The sequence below is a fragment of the Methylomonas sp. AM2-LC genome, from assembly GCF_039904985.1.
In the GTDB taxonomy this organism is placed as follows: Bacteria; Pseudomonadota; Gammaproteobacteria; order Methylococcales; family Methylomonadaceae; genus Methylomonas.
The window spans coordinates 61,166-85,392 of sequence record NZ_CP157007.1; the positions used below are offsets into that span (position 1 = coordinate 61,166).

Genomic DNA, 24,227 nt, shown 5'->3' on the forward strand with positions numbered 1-24,227 from the left:
TAATAAATGTTAATAATCAAATGATTGATAGGGTTTAGTCATTGTTAAGTCTTTTGTAATAATCAAGTTGAATCTGAAGCCCGGTCTTATTTCAAGCGTTGGCGCAATATTCAGATTTTTTTGAATCATCATAGCTGTCGTGTGGCCCAGTTGTTGCCCAAGAGCCTGACTCATTACATTACTAGCGTTTGGCGCATAAACACCGGAGGTTGTGGCCGAACCTTGATTTTGACTCATTGCCACGCCTGCCGTTATTGCAGACATGATTAGCGCAGATCCAAATATGCGAAGATAATGATGGTCAACCAGGTCATTAAAGCCCGCATAACCGGCCCCATCCGCCCCAGGCATAGCGCCAATATCCATTGCCTTGCCATCAGGAAATACGATACGTTGCCATGCCACTAAAACACGGGCTTGCCCGTAAGCCACTTGACTCGAATATGCACCGACAAGTCGAGCGCCCTGCGGAATTAGCAGGTATTTGCCGGTCGCCGTATCATAAACATTTTGTGCAACCTGGGCCATTATCTGACCTGGCAGTTCTGAATTGATGCCTGATATTAAAGTGCCTGGTATTACGAACCCGGCTCTTAATTCATAAGGGGAACTTGGGGCTTCAAGTTCTGATTCAATTTTCCAGCGGTCATGATGTCCCGATTTGTCGAATTGAGAAAAATCGTTGTTACTACTCGGACTAGATGTGTTATTACTCCCTGCAGATGTGCCGGTTCTAATGAGTTGTGGAGAGCTATCTCCACCAAACCCACTACTACTCAAACCGCTAGAGCCTCCGCCATTCATCGACTGTTGTATCTTGGCTAACTTATTTTGATACACAACGGTCGGATCAATATTTGACTGCTGTTGCGATGCAGGTTGAATGATTCCGTCATCGCCATTGCTTTGCGCTGTTGCCATTGCCGGTGGTGATCCAGAGCTACGCGGGGATTGTATTTTGACGGCAGTCTTGGCTTTAATCGCTTCATTTAACAACTGCAATTTCATTTGCCGTATTCTGGTGGCATCATCGTTCTGTTGTTGTGGTCTTGCCCCAAGCTGATTAGGTGGTGTTGGTGGAGCTGTTAGGTTTTCTGCGCGAGCAAGCGTAAAAGCAGGGGTGGGTTGTGTTTGCGTTGTAGACAGCGCAGGTACTTCTAATGGTTTTGTTTTTTCGGCGATTAGGCCATCACCTTGATCGCCCGCTATTTGGTTGGCGAACATACTAGCGTTACCGCCTTTATCTTTGCTGGCTTCTTCAGGCCGATTTTGCTGATCAGCGCGATCCGCTGCCACCATCATCATGACGATGAGAAAAACAAGAACCGCTACACCAATGATGTACAACGGTACGTTGTTTACTCGACGAACGCCGGAGGTTACGGAATTTGGCGATACATCGGGGTTCATTAGGTCTTCGTGTGCTGCGTTTGTAGTCATAATTTAGTTCTCCAATCTCGCCCAGGAACCGGCGGGTACAATGCTGTCATCTTGCTCTATATAGGCTCGTGTCAACGTATAGGCTCCTACAAGGAGCTTAATGCGATATAGTTCCTGATATGGATCAATGATGTACCGCAGGCTAGTGCCAGTCTGAATATCGACCGGTTGCTTCTTGCTGAATTCTTGTACTGCATAACCGTGATTACGCAGAGTCGAAATAAGCTCTTGCCCAAAGTTATCATTGGGTAATATGGGTTGACCTATGTTGAATTGGGTACTGGCTGGCGGGTAAAGCGCTTCTAATTTAGTCACCGCGTCGTCTACCAGTTTGGCGTTCAACCCATAAGGGGTATTCTTCGCGGCCATGAGATTTCCGTACTTAGGCGTTGCGCACCCTGCCGCCATGCTGATGGCGATTATCAGTACAATCAGGCGAATCATAACTACTTTCCTTTTTGAATGGTGACTGAATCTTGATCACCGCCAACCCCAGCGATCAGGACTGCTCTGTTGAAAATGCTATCAACGATATATCTGTCACCCTGAACGCGGTAGTTCACGATTTCATTTTCATCGTCAGTGAATACCCCACCCTCTTTGCGAACTATGAGTAAAGTGGGGGCTTCCGTCTGTGACATTGTTGTCGGCATTTGAATAATGGTTTTTTGCCCGTCGTTGTATACTCTGACCGGCTTCCAACCCACATCACTGTCACTTGTGATTTCATAATCGAAATTCAAATCTCCCAAGTATTCTCCAGTTTTTGGAATGGTTTTTACTTCGCGATCCTTTGTTTCGCGGTTTTTGAATGCTTCCCACTTGGCCAGGGAATCCTCTGGGTATGTGAACGCTACTTTTGGCATGTACTGAGTCCGATGCGACCGAAGTTGTAAATGGTATGCGCGAAGATTCGTAAAAACGTCTAGTGACGTTTCTAAGCCAACATCCATAGGTTTTATAACTAGATGCTGTACCTCGTTAGCGCCGCTACCAGTAATGGCCGGATCAATAGTCCATCGTGCTGTATCGCCCAAGTGAATAGAATTGACTAATTCGCCTGGTTGTAATGCCACATCGCATACTTGCAGAACGGCACACACAATACTTGGTTGTTGTACACCATAGACGAATTGGATAGTGCCGTTGGCTCCTGCTGAGGGTGGAATGCCTATTGCGCTGGTTGCTTTCCATTTTTGAGCAATGGCCATCGCCGACTTCTCTTGTTTGGTCAACTTTGGATTATCTTTTGAGAAATACAGGTCGGCCATGTCATCAGCGTTTGCCACCGTTGTCATTGAACCCGTAACAATCAAAATTGATGTAATCAATGTTTTCAGTTTCATAATTTTGTGCCTCCGTTTTTTTAAACTATTGTGGTTGCGTTGACCAAGAATAATCACGGACAAACAGCCCTATCGGGTTTTGATGCAATTGCTCTTCATTGGTGTTTGGTTTTAGCTCAATAATGTAAACAGTTATCAACGCCCTCATGCGCACTGGCTTGTTCTTTACTGCGCCTTGTCTATCTCGAGTTGTTTCCACCCAATCGACTTGCCAAGTCTCTGGTGTTTGTGGCAAAGCTGAAGAAATTTCCACATTCACCATTTCGGTCTGCGCTCTTTTAAAAGGACTCGATTCATCAGAACCATTCAGCCATTCGTTCATTTTTTGTGTGGCCGGATCTTGTTGTCCTAAAAGTGCGTATACGCCAAACACCATTTTTCTTTGCAATGCAGAGTCCGGCGTTACCGTTCTGGCTTGTGTGATAAATGAGGCAACAGAGGCCCTTACTACTCGTTGATCAACGGGTTTTGCTTTATCGGCGCGGGCTACGGCGATGGTTTGACCAAGCTTGTCTACTTCGATGACGTAAGGAACGTATTTGCTTTGGCTGCCGATATGTATCATCCCGCCAATGCCGCCCAAGGCGATCAATAACGATAAAACACCGAATATTTGCCACATTTGCCGAGAGGCTACGACACCACGGGTATGATCGTTCCATGTGCGCCGTGCGGCTAGATAGGGGTTTTCATTCTCACCATTTCGGCGCCCACCAGCTATCAGTTCGTTAAATTTGCGTGGGTCTTTATTTTTGTTAAATAGCATATTGGTTCTCCATGTAATCGTGAATATTCAACCCTTTCAACGCTAACCATTCATCCGGCCATTGCTCGCCATGTTTGGCTACCAAGTTTTTTATTGTCGCCACCGATTCCTTATCCGATGCTCCGACGAAAGCTAAGGCCATTGGCCCTAAAGCGAGATCGTAAAGGCGACGACCTGAAGCCGAGACGTAGTAATACTGGCGTTTTGGTATTGCAGTGGCTAGTATTTCGATTTGGCGAGTGTTAAGCCCCATGCGTCGATACAATGCCGATGTGTCTTCATCCCTGGCGTAAATGTTTGGTAAGAAAATCTTGGTTGCAGTTGACTCGACAATGACATCCAGGATGCCTGAGTTAGCCGCATCAGAAAGGCTTTGGGTTGCCATGAGTACCAGGCAGTTAGCTTTACGCAAGACTTTTAGCCATTCTCGAATTTTCGCGCGAAAGGCAGGATGGCCGAGCATCAACCAGGCTTCATCGAGAATAATGGCGGCGGGTTGCCCATGCAGTGCTCTTTCAATACGCCGAAATAGGTATAAGAGAACCGGTAATGCATATTTATCGCCAAGGTTCATCAGTTCCTCTATCTCGAAAACGGTGAAATCAGAGAGTGATAGCCCGTCTTGTTCGGCGTCAAGCAAATGGCCCATCGATCCGTCCACCGTATATTGTTTGATTGCGTCTCGAATCGATTCATCCTGAATAGTCAATGAAAACTCTGAAAGCGTTCTACCGCCGCTGCTGTGCATATTCTGAATTGCATTGCCAATTTCATTGCGTTGCTGTGGTGTCGTATTGATTTTATTTAACGCCAGAATGGTATCGATCCAATCCATCGCCCACGCACGGTCGCTCTTGGTTTCCAGGAACTGTAACGGGCAAAATGCCAATGTTTCGTCATCGGCGGCAACGGTAAAATGTTTGCCGCTCTCCCCTTTTGTCTTGGCGTTTATTCCTGCTGCAAGCGGATACATAGACATGCCTTTGTCAAAGGCAAAAATCGACATCCCTTTATATCGGCGCAATTGTGCAGCGATAAGGCATAAATGCGTTGATTTACCGGCACCCGTTGGCCCGAACATAAAGCTATGGCCTATATCGCTAACATGTAAATTCAATCGGAATGGTGTAGCGCCTTGCGTCACGCAATGCATTAATGCCGGTGCATGTGGCGGGTAAAAGGGACAAGGTGTTTCAAGTTCGCCCGTCCATATGGTGCTCGTAGGCAGCAAATCTGCGAGATTCATAGTGTTTAATAACGGTCTGCGGACATTTTCAACGCCATGCCCCGGCAAACTACCTAGAAAAGCATCCATTGTGTTAACGGTTTCGACTCTTGCTGCAAAACCAAGCCGGTTGATTGCTTTTTCTACTTGACGTGCGGAAGCCTCCAATTTGTTTCTGTCTTCATCCATTAAAACGACAACACTGGTGTAATATCCTTGGGCGATCATGCCGGAGTTGACTTCGGCAATGGCCGCTTGAGCGTCTGCTACCATCATTACGGCATCTTCATCGACTGGCCCAGTGTTGGTGTTGAACATCTGATCGAAAATACCGCGTATTTTCTGACGCCATTTTTTTCTGAATTCGTCTAAGTGTTTAATTGCTTCTTGTGAATCGAGAAAAATAAACCGGCTTGACCAGCGATAAGTAATGGGTAATTCGGCCAATGCCGTCAGAACGCCAGGTGTAGATTCAAGAGGGAAACCCTCAATCGCAACAACTTGTATAAATTTATGGCCAAGTTTCGGCACAACACCCGACCAGAGTTCTTGACCGCCTAAGTATCCATCAAGATACATGGGGTTTGAAGGCAATTGCATAGGGTGATTTTCACCTGTGATGCAAAATTGCAACCAGCTCAAGAAATCGTCATAGGTCGATATTGAGTCATTTTCGTTGGTTATTTTGTTACCCTTCAAACGTGTTAATGTCATCGCCGAAGATAAACGAGACTCAATGTTGGCACATTCACGTTGAAAATGAGTCACCAAGTTTTTTGTCTGCGTTTTTTTATCTAGCGTTTTGGCTTCGTCGTCGAACATCAGCTCGATAAACTTTTGTTGTGCCAGTAGTGGAGGGAAGTATGTTGCTGTTAAAACAAAATATCCTTCATACATGGTACTTAGTCGCTCAAACAGTCGTCTTCTTTCTTCGTCAATCGATGCGGTTATCGCATCTGGGAAGCTGGATAGCCCTAATGCCGAATAGGTCGGTGCTGGTCGCCGGACTGCATCAACATGGATCATCCATCCATTCCCAAGCCCTGATAATGCTTGATTGATTCGGAATGAAACGGCTTCTCGCTGTTGATCCGTACTACTGGCGTTATCGTCGCCTTTGTAAGTCCAACTTGCCATAAACGAGCCATTTTTACCGACGACAACACCATCTTCAATAACAGCGGCATAGTTTAATAAGTCCGCTACGCTGGCGTCTTTTGAACGATGTTTCACTAACTTGCGTTCTTTGTCGGCGTCAATGATCAGGCTAACTAGTAGTGCAAGTAGAATAGCTTGTGCTTTTTCAATACCTTGCTTTTGCCGTTCCCGGCGCTGTTCATAGTCACGCCTGGCAATAGCGGCCAACATATCCAAAAGCATGTCGTTGATAGCGCCAAACATCCGCGCATCAAACTCGTTTTGTATCGGCGATAGATGTTGCCAAGTAGTTGGCACATTCACCGCTACAACACGAACCTCACGTTTTCGGATAATGCCTTTTAAATTTTCCCATTCGGTGCTGGCCAAGCGTGAAAGCCGATCAATGTCTTCCACAAGCAAAATATCGCTTGGTCGACTATCTGCCAATAGCCGGAATAACTCTGGACGCTTTAAATGAGCGCCGGATTCGTTTTCAGCATAATAATTACAAATGACCACACCATGTTCGTGCGCAAAGCGATCAAGAGAACCACGTGCACGTTGGGCGTTTTGCTCGTTGGTAGAGGTTCGAAGATAAGCGCGGATAAAATGGGTCATTGGTACTATTAAGGTTGTTTAATCGAACCGGTCTGATTAGAGTTATAGTTTCATCTTATATAGTACCATTTGCCACTAGTTCGATTAAGGGTTACCTTATTCGAACTAGAAAAGGGTATCGAACCGTGATAAACTAAACCATATAAACTAAGTCTATTCAGGTTGTCATCATGCAGACATATAATATTCATGACGCTAAAACCCAACTATCCCGTCTGGTAGAGCAAGCCGCCAAGGGTGAACCGTTTGTCATCGCCAAGGCTGGCAAGCCGATGGTTAAAGTGATGGCGCTTAATGCGCCGGAGCCTTCTCAAATCAAGCGGTTCGGTTTTATGGCTGGACAAATCCATGTACCGGATGATTTTGACCGGATGGGCGAAGAAGAAATCGTACAGCTATTTGAGGATGGCGCATGAAGCTGCTATTGGACACCCATCTGCTGCTATGGGCGGCGGAAGGTTTTGAGTATTTGCCACCGGATGCCCAGGCGCTGATGAGCGCCCCTGAAAACGAGCTGTTCTTCAGCGTCGCCAGTTTGTGGGAAATCGTTATCAAATGCGGCTTAGGCCGCAAAGACTTCCAGGTTGATCCGCGCTTGTTACGGCGGGGGCTACTGGACAATGGCTACAATGAACTGCCGATCCTCAGCGAGCATGCGGTCACCATCGGCACCTTGCCACCCATCCATAAAGACCCTTTTGATCGGCTGCTTGTCGCCCAGGCCATTGTCGAAGGTATCACGCTACTGACGTCCGATGCCTATGTGGCTGAATACCCAGGTCCAGTGCAACACGTCTAATGAATGGCAGCAAAAAATAAGCTGCTGACCGTACTATCGGAAGCCGAGCAGTATGCTCTATATGGCCTGCCAGATTTTGATGATGCTCAGCGGCTGGAGTATCTGGCACTTTCGGAAAACGAACTGATGCTTGCGACCAGCCGCCCCGGTCTTCATGCCCAGGTTTATTGCATTTTGCAAATCGGTTATTTCAAGGCAAAGCACAGCTTTTTCCGCTTTGACTGGAACGAAGTCGAGGACGATTGCGCCTTTGTATTGAGCCGTTATTTCATCGGCGATGCATTTGAAAGGAAGCCGATAACCAACCATGAGCATTACACTCAGCGCGGGCGTATTGCCGAGTTGTTCGGCTATCGGTTGTGGACTTCCGACTTTCTGCCGCAGCTAGCGCGTCAGGCCGAGTCTATTGTGCGGCGTGACGTCTCGCCGGGATTTGTAGCCGTCGAGCTGCTCGTCTGGCTTAACGGCCACAAAATCATTCGGCCAGGCTACACTACGCTGCAAGAGTTGATCAGCGAAACGCTTTCCTCCGAACGCCGACGGCTTGGCGGACTACTTGCAGAAATACTGGATGACGCGACCAAAGCCACGCTGACCCAGCTCCTGGTGCGTGATGATACCCTGTCTCAATTAGCGGCGCTAAAGCAGGATGCCAAGAATTTCGGCTGGCGTCAGATGATCCGCGAACGCGAGAAGCGCACCCTGCTGGAACCACTGCACAGGATTGCAAAAGCCTTGCTGCCCAAGTTGGGCGTTTCCCAGCAGAACTTGCTCTACTATGCGAGTTTGGCCAATTTTTATACCGTTCACGACTTGCGAAACCTCAAGCCGGAGCAGACCTATCTCTACTTGTTGTGCTATGCCTGGCAACGCTACCGCCAGTTTACCGATAATCTGGTCGATGCGATGGCTTTCCACATGGGGTTAATTAACCAAAAGAACGGTTTGTCCCGCGACACCCCTGGAGCCCTTGGTATTAGCGGCTTTCAGACGAAATATCGATTTCAAATTCGCCACTAAAAATTCTATAGCCTATTGAATATTAATAACTTATTGTGCGTCACAAAATTCATGCTTGCCGATAAAGTTGGCTGACCGAAAGGATTAGGAATAATTAGTAAATGAGTAACGCCAACGTCACGCCAAGGTTCTGAATACAATGCTATTCACACTGTTCGTAATGATGCTATTCCAACCTGATACGAAACAATATCGATGGGATATGGAATGGTATTTTAGTTCTGCTTGCTGACGGCAAGCTTAAATCCCAGGAATACAAACACGCCTCCCGCTGTTCGCGTTAGCCAGGCAAATAAAAGCTTGCGGGGAGATAGGCGCTGATTAAGATGGTCTGCGAACCAAGCGAGGAACAAGCACCAAATTGTGCCAGTAAAATTAAAAATCCCGCCCAGGAAGATAAAGGCCAAGGCTTTGTTTGGCGCTTCATGCTCGATAAACTGTGGAACGAAAGCCAGAAAGAAAATCGCCACTTTTGGGTTGAGAACGTTGGTCAGAAAGCCTTGACGAAAAATACTGCGTAGGGACGCTGGCTGCGAGTTCTTTAGTGCATCTGAACAGGGTGAAGTACTGCGCATCAAGGTAATTCCTATGTATACGAGATACACTGCACCAATCAGCTTAAGCGTGGAGAATGCAGTCGAAGAAGCCGCAAGTAGCGCTGACAAGCCAACAGCGGCGGCAAAAATATGCAGGTAACAGCCCAGGGCTATACCGAGTGCGGCGGCTACGCCGGCAGAACGACCTTGGCCGACACTACGGGCAACAATATACAGCGAGTCTGCGCCAGGTGTGATATTTAGCAATAGACCAGAGATTACAAAAAGTGTTAGATCATGAGTGCCGAGCATAAGTTATAAAGTCAGTCGTTATTTTTAAAAAAATTCCCTTTGAGGCTATGTATTTGCTTCCGCATCAACACTGGCTATATTAAAAACCATACTGTCCATCCCCATAAGGCGCTCTTGATGGCTGAATTGAAATCCGGTTTTTTCCAAAACACGTATTGAAGCCAGATTTTTTGTATGCGTAAACGCCATTAAATATTTCAGCTCTAATATTTGAAAGTAATACCGAATCCAAGCGGATGTTACTTCTGTTGCTATACCTTGGTTCCAGAAGCTTGGCAACAATCTATAGCCTAACTCGAAACTATGACATTCAGGAAAATACATGGGGCCAGAGTCGCCAATCGGTTTCATGGTATTACGATCAAGAATTATCCATTTTGCATATCCATATTGATTTTGGTGCTCAATATAATGCGTTATCCTCAAAATGGTGGACTCCAGATTAATATCTGGGCCATGAGGCGTGAATTTCATGACCTCTGGATCACCAAACCAAGAAAATGACTGTATTGCATCATCCTCGGTAAATGGCCTGAGGATCGTTCGGGCTGTTTGCAATTCTGTTATTTGCATTGAATACACTTCGAATAAGGTTAGATTATATTCCAAGTCTGTTTTGGAACAGTGAACAAAAAGTCACACAGCGAGGAATGTTATGTTTTTCCCGATTCATTTCGTTTTTCTGCAATATGGGAGAAGAATTTCCGCCTCCCCACGCCAGCAATTTCACATACCTCAGCAGCGGTTTTGCCTGAATTTTCATATAAGATTCTGGCATTTTCCAATTTTTCAGGATCAGTCTTAGGTCGCCCCCCGGTTTTACCACGCGCTTTAGCAGATGAACGGCCTGCCGCCGCCCGTTCTGCGCGTAGCTCCCGCTCCATTTGGTGAATGGCACCCATCATCGACAAGAAACAACGACCAGTAGCTGTTGTTGTGTCGATATTTTCTCGCAATGACACCAAGTTAATCTGTCGTTGTTCCAAAACTTTGGCCGTTGTCAGTAAATCCATCAAAGAGCGCGTCATGCGGCTTAATTCACTCACGACCAAAGTATCACCTGGGCGAGCATATTCCAAAAACTGATCCCAGCCAGGTCGATCCATGTGTGAACCGGTCATTTTGTCGGAAAAGATTTTCCCGCAACCGGCTTTCTGTAAAGCATCGATTTGAGAATCCAGATTTTGGCCGATACTGCTGACCCGTGCATAGCCGATTCGATGGAGAGACATATCTGTAGAAGTAGAATGGGTGTACATAGTGCAAAAAGTTAACACATAGTACAGGTAAATGCATTATGATTTTAGCAAAGGTTTTTGCACTAAAAATGAAAGGAATTGCAATCCGAAAGAACCGGTCAACTTAGAGTGCAGAAAGTACACTTTTTGCACTGACTAAAAAGCAGCCCCCATCCATCAGAATTCGAATATCAAGCGACCGAGAAAAACAGTGGTGTGGAAATAACCGTGCCATAACCATCATCCTCATCAAATAGAAACCAGCATGGCTCGACTGACGATTTTAACCCAGGACGAAATCAATGATCTTTACGAAATACCCACGCTGGATGACGACGATCGATCATTTTTATTTGCCCTCGATACCGACGACATAGCCGTGCTCGATAGCTTTGAAAACAACACTACCTGTAAAGTGGATTACATCCTACAGCTTGGTTATTACCGGGCTGTCAATTACTTCTTCCTATTCAGCTTCCAAAAAGTTAAAGCGGATGCGGCGTTCATCATGCGGCTTTATTTTCCAGATGAGCCATTTCCCAAAAAGCAGGTGTCTAAAAATCATCACTACCGGAACCGCTACGAGGTGATGAATAAATTCGGCCTGAAAGATGTCGATACAGATTTTCAAAGCCAATTACTCAAAGAAGCAAAAGCGCTTGTCAAACGACACGCACTATCGCGGTTCGTGTTGGAAGGCTTGTTGAGCTATTGCCAACAACAAAATGTCATCCGGCCAGCTTATTCAAGTTTACAGGATATTGTGACTACCGCGCTTCAAGAGGAAAGAAACTGGCTGGTCAATAAACTTTACACCGATGCCGATAAAGAACTGCGTGCGGAATTGGATAAGCTGTTAACGAACGACGAACTGTTTTATAACCTCACCTTGCTAAAAAAGGATCAGAAGAATTTCAGCACCACTGAAATTAAAAATAGCGTCGCCAAACAACAGCTTGTCATCGGCATTTACCAAAAATCTCAGACCCTGATGCCTAAGCTGGGACTCTCAGAACAGAATATTATCTACTATGCAAATCTGGCGGAATTTTACACCATCCAGAAACTCAAGCGGTTAACCGATAAAAATCTGGTACGGCTGTACCTGCTTTGTTACGCTCATCGCCGGTTTCTTAAAATCAATGACCATCTGGTATCCAGCTTGATACAGAAGATGACAAAATATACCGATGACGCCAACGACTATCAACGTTCAGAAATAGAGTTGATTGAAAACGTCGATTCCAAGCTTAGGCAGCAGGCATGTAAGGTGCTGGCCATCAATATCGATAGCGGTATTCCCGATGAACAAGTCAGGGCCAAAGCCTTTGAAGTGGTTCCAGAAGCCGATTATAAACAATTTCTAGATGAATTTAAAAAGCCCAATCTAGACAGGGACTTCTATCGTTGGCAATACTATGGGCAACAGGCATTAACCATAAAAAGGAACCTGCGGCCAATTTTCAAAGTCCTGGACTTTTCTTGCACGAACGCTGGGCTAACAGAAGCCATTGTGTTTTTAAGGCGGCACCTGAGCAGCGGACTATCATTTCGGGATTATGCCTATGAAGACATCCCCATGAACTTTTTTCCTCAATCGCTGAAAAAATACCTCACCTATAAAGTGCTGGTCGATGATAAGAAGGTCAAAAAAGTGGATGGCGACCGCTATGAATGCATGGTTTATAGCCAGCTAAAACAGGGCATTGCCAATACCAGCGTGTTTATTAAAGACAGTAATTGCTATCGTACCCTGGACGATGAACTGATCGACATTGAATATTGGGCGCAACATAAAGATGAAATATTAAAGCAGCTCAACATGCCTTTATTGTCAATGAACATCGAAGACTTATTAAGTAAACTCGAAGCCAGCCTGAAAGAGAAATATGCGCGAGTGAACCAAAACATTAAAAACGGTGAAAACTCTAGCCTAAAAATTCATCGCAATAAGCAAGGCGAGCTGGTTAACTGGACTTTGCCTTATACCCGTCTTGATGACGGGATTAACAATCCATTCTATGAAAAGCTCTTGGTCTCAAGCATCGGCGATATTCTTAAGTTTTCGGCAGAGGCTACCGGTTTTCTAAAGTCTTTTTCACATCTTCAGCCAAAATACGCGAAGTCACACCCCGACCCTGAAGTTATTCATGCCTGTGTTATCGCCAATGCAACGGGGGTTGAAGCGAAGAAAATGAAGGCGATCAGCGATGTAAAAGAGCAAGATCTGGATCGGGTTAGTAAAAGCTATATTCGCTTTCAAACCCTATGCGCCGCCAATGATGTGATTATGAACCATACCGCCAAGCTGCCCATTTTTGGCGAGTATAATTTAGCTGACTACGGTGTTCACGCCAGTGTTGACGGTCAAAAATTGGCAACGAAATACCATACGATCAAATCCAGGTACGGAAAAAAATATTTTGGCCTTCTGAAAGGCGTGGTCTTATTGGGACTCATCGGCAATCATCTCCCCTTGCGTCTGAAAGTCATCGGTGCAAACCAGCACGAAAGTCACTTCTTACTGGATATTGTCGAAAGTAATACATCAGATGTTGAAATTACGGCGGTATCCGGCGATATGCACAGTATCAATCGCGTTAACTTTGCCTTAATGTATATGTTTGGCTATCGATTTATGCCTCGCTTTACTCAGCTATCTGATAAATCAGATCAAAAATTGGTGAGTTTCGATGAGATCGACAAGTACGCAAAACACCTTATTAAGCCCAGCAAAAAGGTCAATAAATCGCTCATTATTAAGGAATGGGATAAAATTTTGAGAATTCTAGCCTCTCTGGCAATCAAAAAGACCACGCAAAGCCATATTGTGAGTAAATTATCGTCTTGTAAAAAGATCGATTCGACCTTAAAAGCCTTGATTGCCTTTGATGAAATCATTATGACCGATTATTTGCTGGATTATATCGATAGCAAGGAAATCCGCGAAGTGGTGCAAGGCTCATTGAACCGTGGCGAATCCTACCACCAGTTAAGCTCCACTATTTCCAAAGTCAGCGGCGGCAGGATGCTTAATGGAAAAACTGAAATTGAACTCGACATTAATGCCGAATCCATCAGGCTCATTGCCAACGCGGTGATTTTTTATAATGCGACCATTCTATCGGCGCTTTATCAGCACTATCTAACGATTGATCCGGAAAAGGCGAAAGAAATAGTAAGATTTTCACCTGTTGCCTGGCAGCATATCAACTTCATTGGCAAGTATGAATTTTACAATCGAGAACATATTGTTAATATTCAAGAGGTTATCAAGAAACTTATTGGCGAATTTGAAATCGATATTTCGGCTGCAAGCCGCTAATACCGAGGGCTCCAGGGGTATCGCGGGACAAACCGTTCTTTTGGTTAAATAACCCCATTAACCGGATTATTCAAACAATAAGCATAAAAGTTAGAACTACACACAATCTAATGACCGCCAAAAGCTTAAAATAGAATCAAAAGTAATGACTAATGTCACTCCTAAAACAATGAGCATTTTAAACGAAAAAGATGTATTTGATTTCAATAAACTATATTTTTGCATTATATTAATGGCAAATAAAATAACCATTGAAACTATCCATGATATAAAAAAATATTTTAGAGATAATAGTCCAATCGCCGCACCACCCCCAGCGGCAGTTTGACCACTTTTACTTTTACACAGTAATTCATCAACCTCAAGAAACATTATTGCATACAAAATACCGAATAATGAACTGATAATCAAATAACGAATAAAGGAAATTAAATACTTCATTTTGAATAAACAGATCTTATTTGATTTGTATTTGATTTATTTGGATAAATAACAAAACCTCCATCAGCCGCCGCACTATCTTCTTCATCAGATAGGGATAAACTACCTGATGATTGTGTGGGTAAAGGCAATGTAAGAGAATATCCGTAGTTTATGGCTTCTTGATCTCTAGGATCATCAAAAGTGTCATTTGACTTCAAAGCATATGCCTGAGCGCCAATTATTGCTGTTGTTTGTGATAAACCTAAAGAATTAACACCTGCTGCCCAAATTACATTACCAACATAGTCATTTAATTCGGCTTGGTCATTTAAAAAATAAACTGCATTATTAGGCAAGTATTGTTTTGTATCCCATGGGCCACCAGTTACAGACTGTTGTGCAATTTCGTCAAAACTAGCATCGCCAGTCGCACCATTTAGCCTATTATTTAGAATATAATTAACGCCACCGTTTATGTATGAATTAGTTTGGTTAACATTGAAAACAGTATTAAAACTATTACCTTGCTGAACTACCATATTATAAACACCAACTCCCATTGAGGCAGTATTACCATTTGAATCAGATACCTGATAATTAACTCCTGCTAATGGCGAGTTCGTAATTGTAGGATTGTTTGAACCTGCCGTGTAAGTAACATCAACAAAACCAGTTGGATCATTCCCATTAACCGGATTATTATTGGCATAGGTATAAAAATTAACCCCTGCTCCAAACCCCTTACGGTCTTCACTAATAAACCGCCCAGTGATAGGATCATAATACCTGTCTCGATAATAATAAAACCCCGTTTCTGTATCCTGCTCACGTCCAGTATATTTCAACAGGTTGTTACTACTACCGGAGGCGTTGGATATGGTTCCAAAAGAGGGTGTTAATAAACAAAAGGCTCTAAAGTTTCATAGGCTTTATAAGTAATCGCAAATGTGGGGCACATGGACAAACTAATGAGACCACATTGGCCTATATACTGGGTTTGCGTTGCTCTATGGGCTTCTACGTTGGTCTATATTTAACATAAATCCTTTATTCTTGGAACGAAAAAGTCTAATTGTTTATACCGCCTAAAAATTTCATGGACAGAACGGCCTAATTTTGAGAAGTCGAAAACTTGCTGAAAGCCTTGCTGGATAAGGCATTTAGAAAATTTGTATGGAACTTTAGAGCCTTTTGTTTATTAGCACCCAAATATAGACCAACGTAGAAGCCCATAGAGCAACGCAAACCCAGTATATAGGCCAATGTGGTCTCATTAGTTTGTCCATGTGCCCCACATTTGCGATTACTTATAAAGCCTATGAAACTTTAGAGCCTTTTGTTTATTAACACCCATTATGTACCTACACGCAATCAAACCCAACCCGTAGCGCGGTCTTCGAGTTCGATAAGCTAATCCGCAGCATTTACACATTGCGATATTTGCGCGACCCACAAATCGAGCGCAACTCGCATCGTTCGCAAAACCGGATCGAATCTTATCACCAACTGCGAGCAGCAATCGCGCAGGTTGGCGGCAAGAAGGAACTCACTGGCAGGACGGATCTGGATATTGAGGTCAGTAACGAATGTGGGCGGCTAATCGCAAATGCGATCATTTATTATAATTCCGCTATCCTGTCACGGATACTCGACAAATATGAAGCATCCCCCAAACTGAAGATTTTGGCACTCATCAAGAAAGTCTCGCCTGCGGCCTGGCGGAATATTCATTTTAATGGCCATTATGCCTTCAGAGATAGCGGGCAGAACATAGACCTTGATGCGATTGTGGCTAAATTGGAGCTGGAATAATGGGGCTGTAACAGCTGAAAACGATTCGTCGGAATTTTCGGCGGTTTGGGCTTACACCCCCAAAGTCGGCCATTTTCGTGAGCTTTACAAATAAAGGTCATTTGTCACGAGGCTTAAGCGATAAAAATAAGAAATAATAAGTTAGTTTGTTTATTACTTTGTTTGTTAATAAATTAGTTTGTTTATTATTTTATTATGTGCTATACTGAACCCATCAACTTAAAGGAGAAATCCTCATGCAAGCCACCACGATACAAACTGGCCGCCCTGCCGAATTTGCGCCGGAAGCCATCATCCAAGCCGGTCAAGAGCTGCGAGACGCTGGCCGCAATATCACGGGTTTTGCTTTACGCCAGAAAGTGGGTGGTGGTAATCCCGGTCGTCTTAAGCAGGTTTGGGATGAGCATCTGGCCAGCCAGTCTGTCACCAGAGCGGAACCGGTGGCTGAATTGCCTATTGAGGTGGCCGAGGAAGTGGCTATGGTCACTAAAACACTCACAGAACGCCTTTCCATGCTGGCTGTTGAATTGAACGACAAGGCGGTCAAAGCAGCAGAGCGCCGGGTAGGAGAAGTAGTCAGAGCCGCTGGCGATCAACGCGAACAGGCCGAACGTGAATTAGCGGATGCATCCAGCACGGTCGATGATTTGGAAACCAAACTGAATGAAGTCAGAGCGGAATCCGAAGTCTTTGAAAAACACTTGGCCGATGCTCAGGCAACTAGTCAGGCCCAAGCTGTAGAACTGGCGCAATTGCGCGAGCGTCTGGCGTTAACCGAACAAACCGCCAAGAGCGCCGGCGAACAACATGCTATCGAACTAGAAAGAATCCGGACGGAACTGGCCGAGCAGAAAAAAGCCGTTCAATCCTTAGCCGCTGAGCGAGACCAGGAACGCGCAGAACTGGCGACCGTAAAAGCCCAAGCCGCTGCCGCAGAAGAAACGCACCAAGAACAACGCAAGCGCACTGCTGAAGAAACTCATCGTGTTGCCGAGAAATTAACGAAGATTGAGGCGGATAGAGACAACGCACACAAACAAGCGGTCACAGCCCGCGAGGAAGCGGCTCAATTACGCGGACAACTTGAGGCCACGAAAGCCCAAGCCGCAGAACTCCTACAGGCGCTTAGCAGCCATCAGCCGGCGAAAACCACTGGAGCAAAGAAAACAACGGTGAGTTCAACTGGTCATTGCAACACTATCTGATTTAATATTATTAACAGAGGTGAATCAATGGCACAGAAAGGTCGACCCGGTTTATCCGCAGCTCAAAAGGTTGAGTTGTGGCAAAGATGGAAATTAGGACAATCACTCAGTGAGATAGGTCGTGCCCTTGGTAAGCATGCTGGATCCGTGCATACTGTTTTATCCGCTCATGGTGGAATTATTCCTGCAACTCGCTCAAGATCGGCTAGGTCACTGAGTCTAGTTGAGCGCGAAGAAATATCGCGAGGACTGGCGGCTGGTGAATCAATGCGACAGATTGCATCAAAACTAGCAAGATCACCCTCTACTATCTGCCGTGAAATTGCCCGTAATGGTAATAAAGATCAATATCGAGCAATCGAAGCTGATTCAAAAGCATGGGATCAAGCACAGCGACCTAAGCCCTGTCGACTGGCTACACATTCTCAACTACAAATCATGGTGGCAACTAAACTCGGTTTCGATTGGTCTCCTGAGCAAATTGCTGGCTGGCTTAAACATAAATATCCAAACGATATCAATATGCATGTCTCACATGAAACAATCTATAAAAGCCTGTATATTCAAGCACGCGGCGTTTTGAAAAAGGAATTAATCGGACATCTACGATCGAAACGAATGATGCGGCAAGGTAAGGCATCAACAACTGAAGGCCAGCCAAGAGGGCAAATTATTGATGCGGTATCGATAAAAGATCGACCTGCAGAGGTTGAGGATCGTGCAATACCTGGGCATTGGGAAGGTGATCTGATTACGGGGTCTAAAAACAGCCATATTGCTACTCTAGTTGAACGTCGGTCACGATTTGTGTTGCTGGTTCAAGTTGATGGCAAAGATACGACGAATGTTGTGAATGCATTAATTCGTCAGGTACAGCAACTTCCTTCCGGCTTAATGGCTTCGTTGACATGGGATCGTGGTACTGAATTAGCTCAACATAAAAGATTTACTGTAGCCACCGATGTGGCAATGTATTTTTGCGATCCAAGAAGCCCTTGGCAGCGAGGAACCAATGAAAATACAAACCGATTATTAAGACAATATTTTCCCAAAGGGACCGATTTAAGCGGTTATAGTCAGCAAGACCTAGATGAGATTGCTTTAAAGCTTAATACGAGACCTAGAAAAACACTGGGCTACATGATGCCTGGTGATAAACTAAACGAATGCGTTGCAATGACCAGTTGAACTCACCACACCTAACTAAAAATCTCTTAGTCTTTAAAACCTGCCGTTTGTTGGGCTACTCGGCGGGTTTCCATGCCCGACAGCTACGCACCGCTGGTTGAGTAAGGATTTCATTGGGGCCGCCCTGCCCTATTCCTTCCTGGCGTAAAACAAAAAGCTTTGATTGAAGGGAATTGCCTTGTCGGTGCTGTTATGTGATTAGGAATTGATGCCTTACTAAAAATATTAAAAAAGGTAAATCATCTGTTTATTTGGTATAATTGCCATGGATGGCAATTACGGGAAGGAATTGGTTTTTCAATTTTAGTAATTGCCTGATCATGCACATCTTTCGTTTTTTCAAATTTTACCCGGCTAACTTGGCACTGGCTAAGCGATTCAGGCTAATACCTTGCTCTGCCGCTTGCATCGCTAAAGTGCGATGTACTTCTGATGGGATACGGACTCTAAATTCACCGCTGTAGTGTTTTTCTGATAGCGGTTCTGGAATAACTTCACCATTGCTTTGCATATCTTTGATGACTTCGGCAATGAGCTGTCTGATACCTGTCAAGGCTTCTTCAGGCGTAGTCGCCAACCAGGACAAGGAAGGTAGTTCGACACAGAGACCGACATGTTCATTATCTTCTGGAGACCAGGTAACTCGATAGGTGTAATGTTCAATGTTCATTTGGATTCCCCTTTAACTTGTCGATGGCTAACAGTATCTGTTTGACCTGATAAGCTTTGGCTTTACCTTTGTCGTTCTGAATGTTCACACGCGGATCGCCAGGCCAAGGTGTTTTGAATATGGTATGGCTTGTGCCTGATTGACGCGGTTTTCCAAAAAATTCTTCACAAATTTTATGCAAGTCTGAGAACCGAACATTGTTGGGTTCCCGTCGCATTTGATCAAGGATTTTTTTGGAAGTAGGCATCGTTATACGGTATCAATAGTGACACCATTTTGTCAATTGATCTTTGTGTTTAATCGTAGTTATTCACAGGCGTAGCATGATTAAATAAAGGTTAAATAAAGATTAAAAGAATAAGAGCAAAAAAATGTCATTATTTCAATTCATTTACAATGACTTAATGAAACAACCCGTCAGCTATAACTACCACTTGTTGATGAAATTAGGCTAAAAAGTGGCTTCTATCTTCCTATTCCAGGCCTCAAAAAACCGACCCGTCAGCTATAACTACCGGTTTTTTTACGACCCGTCAGCTATAACTACCGGTTTTTTTACGACCCGTCAGCTATAACTACCGAAATTGAGGCTAGGCTATAGGTCTATTTGATGTGAAAAAGCTTCCTGTCACCTATAACTACCGCAACCTGTCACCTATAACTACCGTAAAACGCCTTGACCCGTCACCTATAACTACCGCTTCTTGGTCGGGAGGTTTTTTCCCACAATGATTTCTTTGCTTTTCTCACTTAAAGACTGTCGTTTATTGGCTGCTTTGATTTCTGTAATGAATTCCCGCGAGGCAGTCAGTGTGTAAATTACATCTTCTAGCTTGGCACGTTCGCCGCGTATCTCGTTTTTTTGAGTGGTACTTAATACCCCACTAGCTTTGAGCTCGTCAAGGGCGTCATCAAGTGCTGCAACTGCTTGACGTTGCAGCTTATAGCCTTCCAGCAAAGCACTATCACGTTTGATTGTGCTGAAACGCATATCGAACGAAGTGATTAAGCTTGCAAATGTAAACTTGAGAGAAAGCTGTTTGTGTAGCCAGCGGGCGAGCTGGGTTCGATGTCCCATCATTTGTGCATAGTTGAATTGACGATAGGTCACCGCATCAATTGCCTGTGTTACTAGGGGGTGAAATTGCACAATCCATTTTGCATCTGGATCGTCATCAAGCTTACTTCTGGATACCGCTGACAATCCGGAAAAATATGGATTGATTGAGAACCCCTCTCCGTTTTTGTCGTCTGTCGTGGCAATTTCAATCGAGCTTCTGGCGAGGATTCGTAGACTTAAAACGATTTGTTGATAGGATCGTGTATGGCCTCGTTTTTTTAATTCTTCTCGCAACATATGTAGCGAGAAGACCACCCCACTACGGTAATTTGGTTTATCGAAATACCCATAATTCTGTTCAGCAGCGATTTTGCGCAAAGCATCTTCGATTAGTTCTTCATTTGCACTTGGATAATAACCTGTGACAGTACTGTCCTTGTTCTGTATCCAAGCGGGTTGAATGATAGCCTCTAATTCGCGACCACGATAGTTGAATGGGACGCTCAGCAACTGTGTGAACGTTCCAGCCTTACGCATCTTGTCCATTGCCTGACGTGATACAGAATAACGCGGCACACTATCCCAAAGATCGAAGGTATTGGACAGTCGGTCACGTTCGTTCTCGGTGTTGCAGAGAAACGATTGGAACAAGTCAAGTTGTTGCCCACCGAAATCTGATTTTGTGGGGGGAATAACCACGTCGTCCTTTTTAGGTTTTGCCTTTGCCATGTCGTAACCTTTGCTTGATTTCCGTTACTTTTTAACTCGACTCAGTGATTTATCAAACATCTTTGCTTAGATAAGCATCCAGAGCCTCAACAAAAATTTCTTGGCTACTTTTGTCTGCGATTAGTCCAGCTTGTTTTAGTTTGTGAAATCTTTCTTTGTCTAGTTTTACCGTCAGTGCCTTGTAATAGCCTGCTTCTGTCTTCTTGATGGGGGAAACTGGTGATAAGTGTTCGGTATCTGTTTCTGTTACAGTTGGAACTGCTGCGCCCTTTCTGGCGACAAGGCCAGAACTTAAAGTTGCTGTTTTAGCCATTTGCATAAATCCTCAAATATAGATTAAGCTAAATATCTACTTACGTAGTTTCTTAAATACGTATTTCCATAACTCTTTAATTTCGCCTGCTGATCGACTTCCCGGATCAATTTCTTGCACAGTGCGCCCATCAATCATTGAGGCCGCGAAATCAGTACGTTGATAAATAGTGACCGGTGCTACGGTACCGTGCTGGGAAAGGGCGATTGCAGCTTCACCTGTAATCCGAGCGCGCGCAGCTGCACCATTGATAACAAATATCATTGGCTTATTGGCCGACTCAACCATTTCGACAGTAGAACCAACGGCACGTAAATCGTGTGGACTTGGCCTAGTTGGAATTAATACGAGGTCTGCAACTGCAATGACCATCTTGATAGTTGTAGTCACTGCCGGCGGAGTATCAATAATTGCCAGCTTAACACCGCATCTTTCAAGCTCGCGTAAATGCTCATTTAAATTAGCAATGCTAACGCTAGCAAAAATAGGGGTTTCTGCTGAACGCTCATTCCACCAACTCGCAAGTGAGCCTTGGGGGTCGGTATCAATCAGAGCAACAGGGCCATTTTTGTTCTGTTCGGCGAATACAGACAAATGGCCTGCCAAAGTAGTTTTTCCGACGCCACCCTTTTGACTGGCTATTACCAATGTGCGCATAAGCGTATCCAAGTATTAACGCATTAAAGTAGATTTGTATTTAACTATATACATAGTACCATAAATACGTATTTATTTAAATAGTGATGTACGCACCTTCAATACCCCATAATGCATTGGTCGCTAGCCATGACTGGCAAGCTTAACAGACCTTTATTCGCATACTATATAAATACGCATAAAGCTATATACGTATTTACTGATTTGTGTGGTTCAAGTTTATCTGACATCGATTTTTCCCGTATCTCATCCTAATGCAAAGTAATATGCATGTTTTTTAGACTAAATAAATGACATTCAATCCAGGTTGCTCTATAGTAGGAGCGGAGGAGGGGGCATGCCTAAAGTCAACGAACTACAAGAACATCTTCAACCGGGGCAAGTTTATCGGCGGGCCGATCTGGCCAAATGGTCAAATGCCGTTGACCGCCATTTACAGCAACTGGTCAGCAAAGGGATTATCCAGAAGCTTGCGGGGGGCGTTTACTACTGTCCCAAGAAAACGGCTTTTGGTGATATACCGCCAGAAGACGAAACGCTGATCCGCGCTTTCCTTAAAGACGACCATTTCTATATGGCATCCTTAAATGCCTATAACTCCCTGGGCGTAGGCACCACGCAGCTTTATAACGAGAAGCTGGTTTATAACCATAAGCGGGATGGCAGATATACACTGAACGGCCGGCACTTCTATTTTTTGAAAAGACCGCGCTTTCCGGAGAAAAGCAGTCAGGAATTCTTGTTAGTGGATCTTATCAATAATCTTCACTTCCTGGCGGAGGATAAAGAAAGCGTTCTTAACAGCGTCGCCGAAAAAGTACGCAGCATGGATAAGCCCAAACTGATGAAAACTGTTCAAGAGTATGCAGGGGCGAGAACGAAGAGTTTTTTTGAAAAACTATTTCATGCTGAAGAAATGAAACATGCCGTCTAAAATGTATCTCCAGGGGTATCGTGGAACAAACCGTTTTTTGGTTTAATAACCCCTAATTCTTTTAGTAAATTTTTAAAATTAAAACATTTTTAAACGAACTTAATTAATATGAATGATTTTGCAACTAAAATTCTTGCCCTTGATGATATTGGTTTGAGAAAGTTATTGCAGCAACTTGATGTTGCCCTTGAGCTAAACGAAAACGATATAAACGGACCAGAACAAAACTTTGTAGGACAATTACGAGCTACTTCTAATCTTGCAATTGCAAAACTGATTCTCTTACGCGCTTTAAATAGTGATTTCATATCAATTCAAGAAAACGAGTTAACCGCGTCTAATAACACTATTCGTAATGTTCTGGAAAACGACCCGACTGTAAAGTTTCTAACTCAAACATCCTATCATTAGACCAATGGCAATTAATAAGGCTCTCCCAGCTTAGGGTGAGTTTAACAAACAACACCAAAGTCTCATAGGATAGCTTAGAAGGGGTTCTTACACAGAACCCCATATTGCCGCAAAAACGCCATGCACAAAGCCTGATTGGCAAAACTCATATCCATGACCGCAGCCGGATGGCCTTCGGCCAGCAGTCGGATACTGCGACCGGTGCCGTATCGGTTAAGGACTGATTAATCAGGGGTCCTGTGGAAGAACCCCCAAAAGTGTTCGTTCTGCGTAAGCCTTATCGGCTGTGGCTTTCCGTAAACTTTTGTGTCGTTTGTGTATACTCACCTAGTTACCGGAAATTTTCGCTTCGCGTGTTTCACCCGCAAAATCTCGACTGTTTCACTACAAACCCGGTAAATCACGATGTAGTTAGGGTGAGTTACCAGTATGCGCGTGTTTTTTGTTCGTTTTTTCCCTAGACTGGGATTTATATCGAGAAGCGCCGCTTTCTCGATCAGCATTTCGCCTAATTCAATCGCCGCCATTGGCTTGTCCTTGGCAATGTAATCGATGATGCCCTGCAAGTCCTCTTCGGCCTTCGGCTTCCATACCGGCACTAATTGGCTCCTTGCCTATTCGCCTGTTCGAGCAGCTCGGCTTTTCGTATTTGCCAGTTAGCCACGATCTGGTCATGCGGTATGCTTGGCCGTGGATCGTCGATAGCCTCCTGTATTTCTTTTTCCAGCCAATCGCTATAGGCGGCGGCTTGGTGCGCGGCCCGCATCCGTTCGGACGCATCCTGTCTGCGCTTGCTATGGATGGCGGCGGCGCTGTAGTTACTGGCGTCGATGCCGTCAATCTTAACAATCTGTAACTCTTCGCGTAGGTACTGCATACAGCTATCCAAACTGCTCCAAGTACGCGGCTTGTCGGTGCGCTGCGTACCCAGCGGGGTTTCTTTCATCCCGATTTTGAGCATGACGCACCAGCCACCGGGCTGGCCGACGATGGCCGCGCCGCGAATGGCGGCGGCGTCAACCAGACGCCGAGCGTTCGGGGTGTCGATAGTGACCGTCAT

At 44.6% G+C, this 24,227-nt stretch carries 24 protein-coding genes and 2 pseudogenes; 9 read left to right on the forward strand and 17 right to left on the reverse strand.

What is annotated here, in order from left to right; translation table 11 throughout:
- Positions 1–9: 9 nt before the first annotated feature.
- From ABH008_RS24175 to ABH008_RS24195, 5 genes are read right to left on the reverse strand one after another with little or no spacing between them, the layout of a single operon-like run.
- Positions 10–1,440, reverse strand: a complete 1,431-nt coding sequence (locus tag ABH008_RS24175; protein WP_347990368.1) for a TrbI/VirB10 family protein — start codon at positions 1,438–1,440, stop codon at positions 10–12.
- 3 nt (positions 1,441–1,443) lie between these two features.
- The gene (locus ABH008_RS24180) at positions 1,444–1,884 is read right to left on the reverse strand and encodes a hypothetical protein (RefSeq protein ID WP_347990369.1); all 441 of its coding nucleotides are present in this window, start codon (positions 1,882–1,884) and stop codon (positions 1,444–1,446) included.
- 2 nt (positions 1,885–1,886) lie between these two features.
- Positions 1,887–2,786 (reverse strand): P-type conjugative transfer protein TrbG, encoded by a 900-nt coding sequence (gene trbG / locus ABH008_RS24185; RefSeq protein WP_347990370.1) that lies wholly within the window; start codon positions 2,784–2,786, stop codon positions 1,887–1,889.
- A gap of 25 nt (positions 2,787–2,811) precedes the next feature.
- Positions 2,812–3,552, reverse strand: coding sequence for a VirB8/TrbF family protein (locus ABH008_RS24190; protein ID WP_347990371.1), 741 nt, complete (start codon positions 3,550–3,552; stop codon positions 2,812–2,814).
- A complete protein-coding gene (locus tag ABH008_RS24195; protein ID WP_347990372.1) occupies positions 3,542–6,535 on the reverse strand; it encodes a VirB4 family type IV secretion/conjugal transfer ATPase in 2,994 nt (997 codons plus the stop codon). The genes ABH008_RS24190 and ABH008_RS24195 overlap by 11 nt, the downstream gene beginning before the upstream one ends.
- 170 nt (positions 6,536–6,705) lie before the next feature.
- Here ABH008_RS24195 and ABH008_RS24200 point away from each other — a divergent pair, with 170 nt between their 5' ends.
- From ABH008_RS24200 to ABH008_RS24210, 3 genes and pseudogenes are all read left to right on the forward strand, one after another.
- Positions 6,706–6,951: a type II toxin-antitoxin system prevent-host-death family antitoxin gene (locus ABH008_RS24200; protein ID WP_347990373.1), complete on the forward strand. Its 246-nt coding sequence runs from the start codon at positions 6,706–6,708 to the stop codon at positions 6,949–6,951.
- Complete coding sequence (locus ABH008_RS24205; RefSeq protein WP_347990374.1) at positions 6,948–7,334, forward strand: type II toxin-antitoxin system VapC family toxin; 387 nt, start codon at positions 6,948–6,950, stop codon at positions 7,332–7,334. The genes ABH008_RS24200 and ABH008_RS24205 overlap by 4 nt, the downstream gene beginning before the upstream one ends.
- A gap of 3 nt (positions 7,335–7,337) precedes the next feature.
- Positions 7,338–8,276, forward strand: a pseudogene (locus tag ABH008_RS24210) (DUF4158 domain-containing protein); the annotation flags it as partial.
- 293 nt (positions 8,277–8,569) lie between these two features.
- Here ABH008_RS24210 and ABH008_RS24215 read toward each other — a convergent pair.
- The 3 genes from ABH008_RS24215 to ABH008_RS24225 form a co-directional block, all read right to left on the reverse strand.
- Complete coding sequence (locus tag ABH008_RS24215) at positions 8,570–9,202, reverse strand: LysE family translocator (protein WP_347990357.1); 633 nt, start codon at positions 9,200–9,202, stop codon at positions 8,570–8,572.
- A 45-nt stretch (positions 9,203–9,247) separates the two neighbouring features.
- Positions 9,248–9,775 (reverse strand): GNAT family N-acetyltransferase, encoded by a 528-nt coding sequence (locus ABH008_RS24220; protein WP_347990358.1) that lies wholly within the window; start codon positions 9,773–9,775, stop codon positions 9,248–9,250.
- Positions 9,776–9,855: 80 nt separating this feature from the next.
- Positions 9,856–10,434 (reverse strand): recombinase family protein, encoded by a 579-nt coding sequence (locus ABH008_RS24225; RefSeq protein WP_347990359.1) that lies wholly within the window; start codon positions 10,432–10,434, stop codon positions 9,856–9,858.
- Positions 10,435–10,705: 271 nt separating this feature from the next.
- Between ABH008_RS24225 and ABH008_RS24230 the strand changes: the two genes are divergently transcribed.
- Positions 10,706–13,765, forward strand: coding sequence for a Tn3 family transposase (locus ABH008_RS24230; RefSeq protein WP_347990360.1), 3,060 nt, complete (start codon positions 10,706–10,708; stop codon positions 13,763–13,765).
- A gap of 96 nt (positions 13,766–13,861) precedes the next feature.
- Here the strand turns inward: ABH008_RS24230 and ABH008_RS24235 are convergent, their stop codons facing one another.
- Both ABH008_RS24235 and ABH008_RS24240 read right to left on the reverse strand, forming a co-directional pair.
- A complete protein-coding gene (locus ABH008_RS24235) occupies positions 13,862–14,206 on the reverse strand; it encodes a hypothetical protein (protein ID WP_347990138.1) in 345 nt (114 codons plus the stop codon).
- Positions 14,203–15,066 carry an RHS repeat-associated core domain-containing protein gene (locus ABH008_RS24240; protein ID WP_347990396.1) on the reverse strand — a complete coding sequence of 288 codons (864 nt, stop codon included), beginning with the start codon at positions 15,064–15,066 and terminating at the stop codon, positions 14,203–14,205. Before ABH008_RS24240 ends, ABH008_RS24235 begins: the two co-directional genes overlap by 4 nt.
- Positions 15,067–15,541: 475 nt before the next feature.
- On the opposite strand from ABH008_RS24240, the pseudogene ABH008_RS24245 reads away from it, so the two are divergent.
- The 3 genes and pseudogenes from ABH008_RS24245 to ABH008_RS24255 form a co-directional block, all read left to right on the forward strand.
- Positions 15,542–16,000 (forward strand): annotated as a pseudogene (locus ABH008_RS24245) (Tn3 family transposase); the annotation flags it as partial.
- 236 nt (positions 16,001–16,236) lie between these two features.
- The gene (locus ABH008_RS24250; RefSeq protein WP_347990375.1) at positions 16,237–17,205 is read left to right on the forward strand and encodes a DNA-binding protein; all 969 of its coding nucleotides are present in this window, start codon (positions 16,237–16,239) and stop codon (positions 17,203–17,205) included.
- 27 nt (positions 17,206–17,232) lie between these two features.
- Positions 17,233–18,393, forward strand: a complete 1,161-nt coding sequence (locus tag ABH008_RS24255; protein WP_347990376.1) for an IS30 family transposase — start codon at positions 17,233–17,235, stop codon at positions 18,391–18,393.
- Between the two features lie 346 nt (positions 18,394–18,739).
- Here the strand turns inward: ABH008_RS24255 and ABH008_RS24260 are convergent, their stop codons facing one another.
- The 5 genes from ABH008_RS24260 to ABH008_RS24280 form a co-directional block, all read right to left on the reverse strand.
- Positions 18,740–19,063, reverse strand: coding sequence for a toxin-antitoxin system HicB family antitoxin (locus tag ABH008_RS24260; protein ID WP_347990377.1), 324 nt, complete (start codon positions 19,061–19,063; stop codon positions 18,740–18,742).
- Complete coding sequence (locus ABH008_RS24265) at positions 19,053–19,310, reverse strand: hypothetical protein (RefSeq protein WP_347990378.1); 258 nt, start codon at positions 19,308–19,310, stop codon at positions 19,053–19,055. Before ABH008_RS24265 ends, ABH008_RS24260 begins: the two co-directional genes overlap by 11 nt.
- Positions 19,311–19,757: 447 nt before the next feature.
- Positions 19,758–20,852 carry a replication protein gene (locus ABH008_RS24270; RefSeq protein ID WP_347990379.1) on the reverse strand — a complete coding sequence of 365 codons (1,095 nt, stop codon included), beginning with the start codon at positions 20,850–20,852 and terminating at the stop codon, positions 19,758–19,760.
- Between the two features lie 52 nt (positions 20,853–20,904).
- Complete coding sequence (locus ABH008_RS24275) at positions 20,905–21,165, reverse strand: hypothetical protein (protein ID WP_347990380.1); 261 nt, start codon at positions 21,163–21,165, stop codon at positions 20,905–20,907.
- 36 nt (positions 21,166–21,201) lie between these two features.
- On the reverse strand, positions 21,202–21,822 hold the full coding sequence (locus ABH008_RS24280) for a ParA family protein (protein WP_347990381.1): 621 nt from the start codon (positions 21,820–21,822) through the stop codon (positions 21,202–21,204).
- A gap of 337 nt (positions 21,823–22,159) precedes the next feature.
- On the opposite strand from ABH008_RS24280, the gene ABH008_RS24285 reads away from it, so the two are divergent.
- Both ABH008_RS24285 and ABH008_RS24290 read left to right on the forward strand, forming a co-directional pair.
- Positions 22,160–22,756, forward strand: a complete 597-nt coding sequence (locus ABH008_RS24285) for a DUF6088 family protein (RefSeq protein WP_347990382.1) — start codon at positions 22,160–22,162, stop codon at positions 22,754–22,756.
- 108 nt (positions 22,757–22,864) lie between these two features.
- Positions 22,865–23,167: a hypothetical protein gene (locus ABH008_RS24290; RefSeq protein ID WP_347990383.1), complete on the forward strand. Its 303-nt coding sequence runs from the start codon at positions 22,865–22,867 to the stop codon at positions 23,165–23,167.
- 323 nt (positions 23,168–23,490) lie between these two features.
- Here the strand turns inward: ABH008_RS24290 and ABH008_RS24295 are convergent, their stop codons facing one another.
- Together ABH008_RS24295 and ABH008_RS24300 are read right to left on the reverse strand one after the other, a co-directional pair.
- Entirely contained in the window at positions 23,491–23,766 is a 276-nt protein-coding gene (locus tag ABH008_RS24295) for a type II toxin-antitoxin system RelE/ParE family toxin (RefSeq protein WP_347990384.1), read from the reverse strand.
- Positions 23,766–24,227, reverse strand: a complete 462-nt coding sequence (locus tag ABH008_RS24300; protein WP_347990385.1) for a hypothetical protein — start codon at positions 24,225–24,227, stop codon at positions 23,766–23,768. Before ABH008_RS24300 ends, ABH008_RS24295 begins: the two co-directional genes overlap by 1 nt.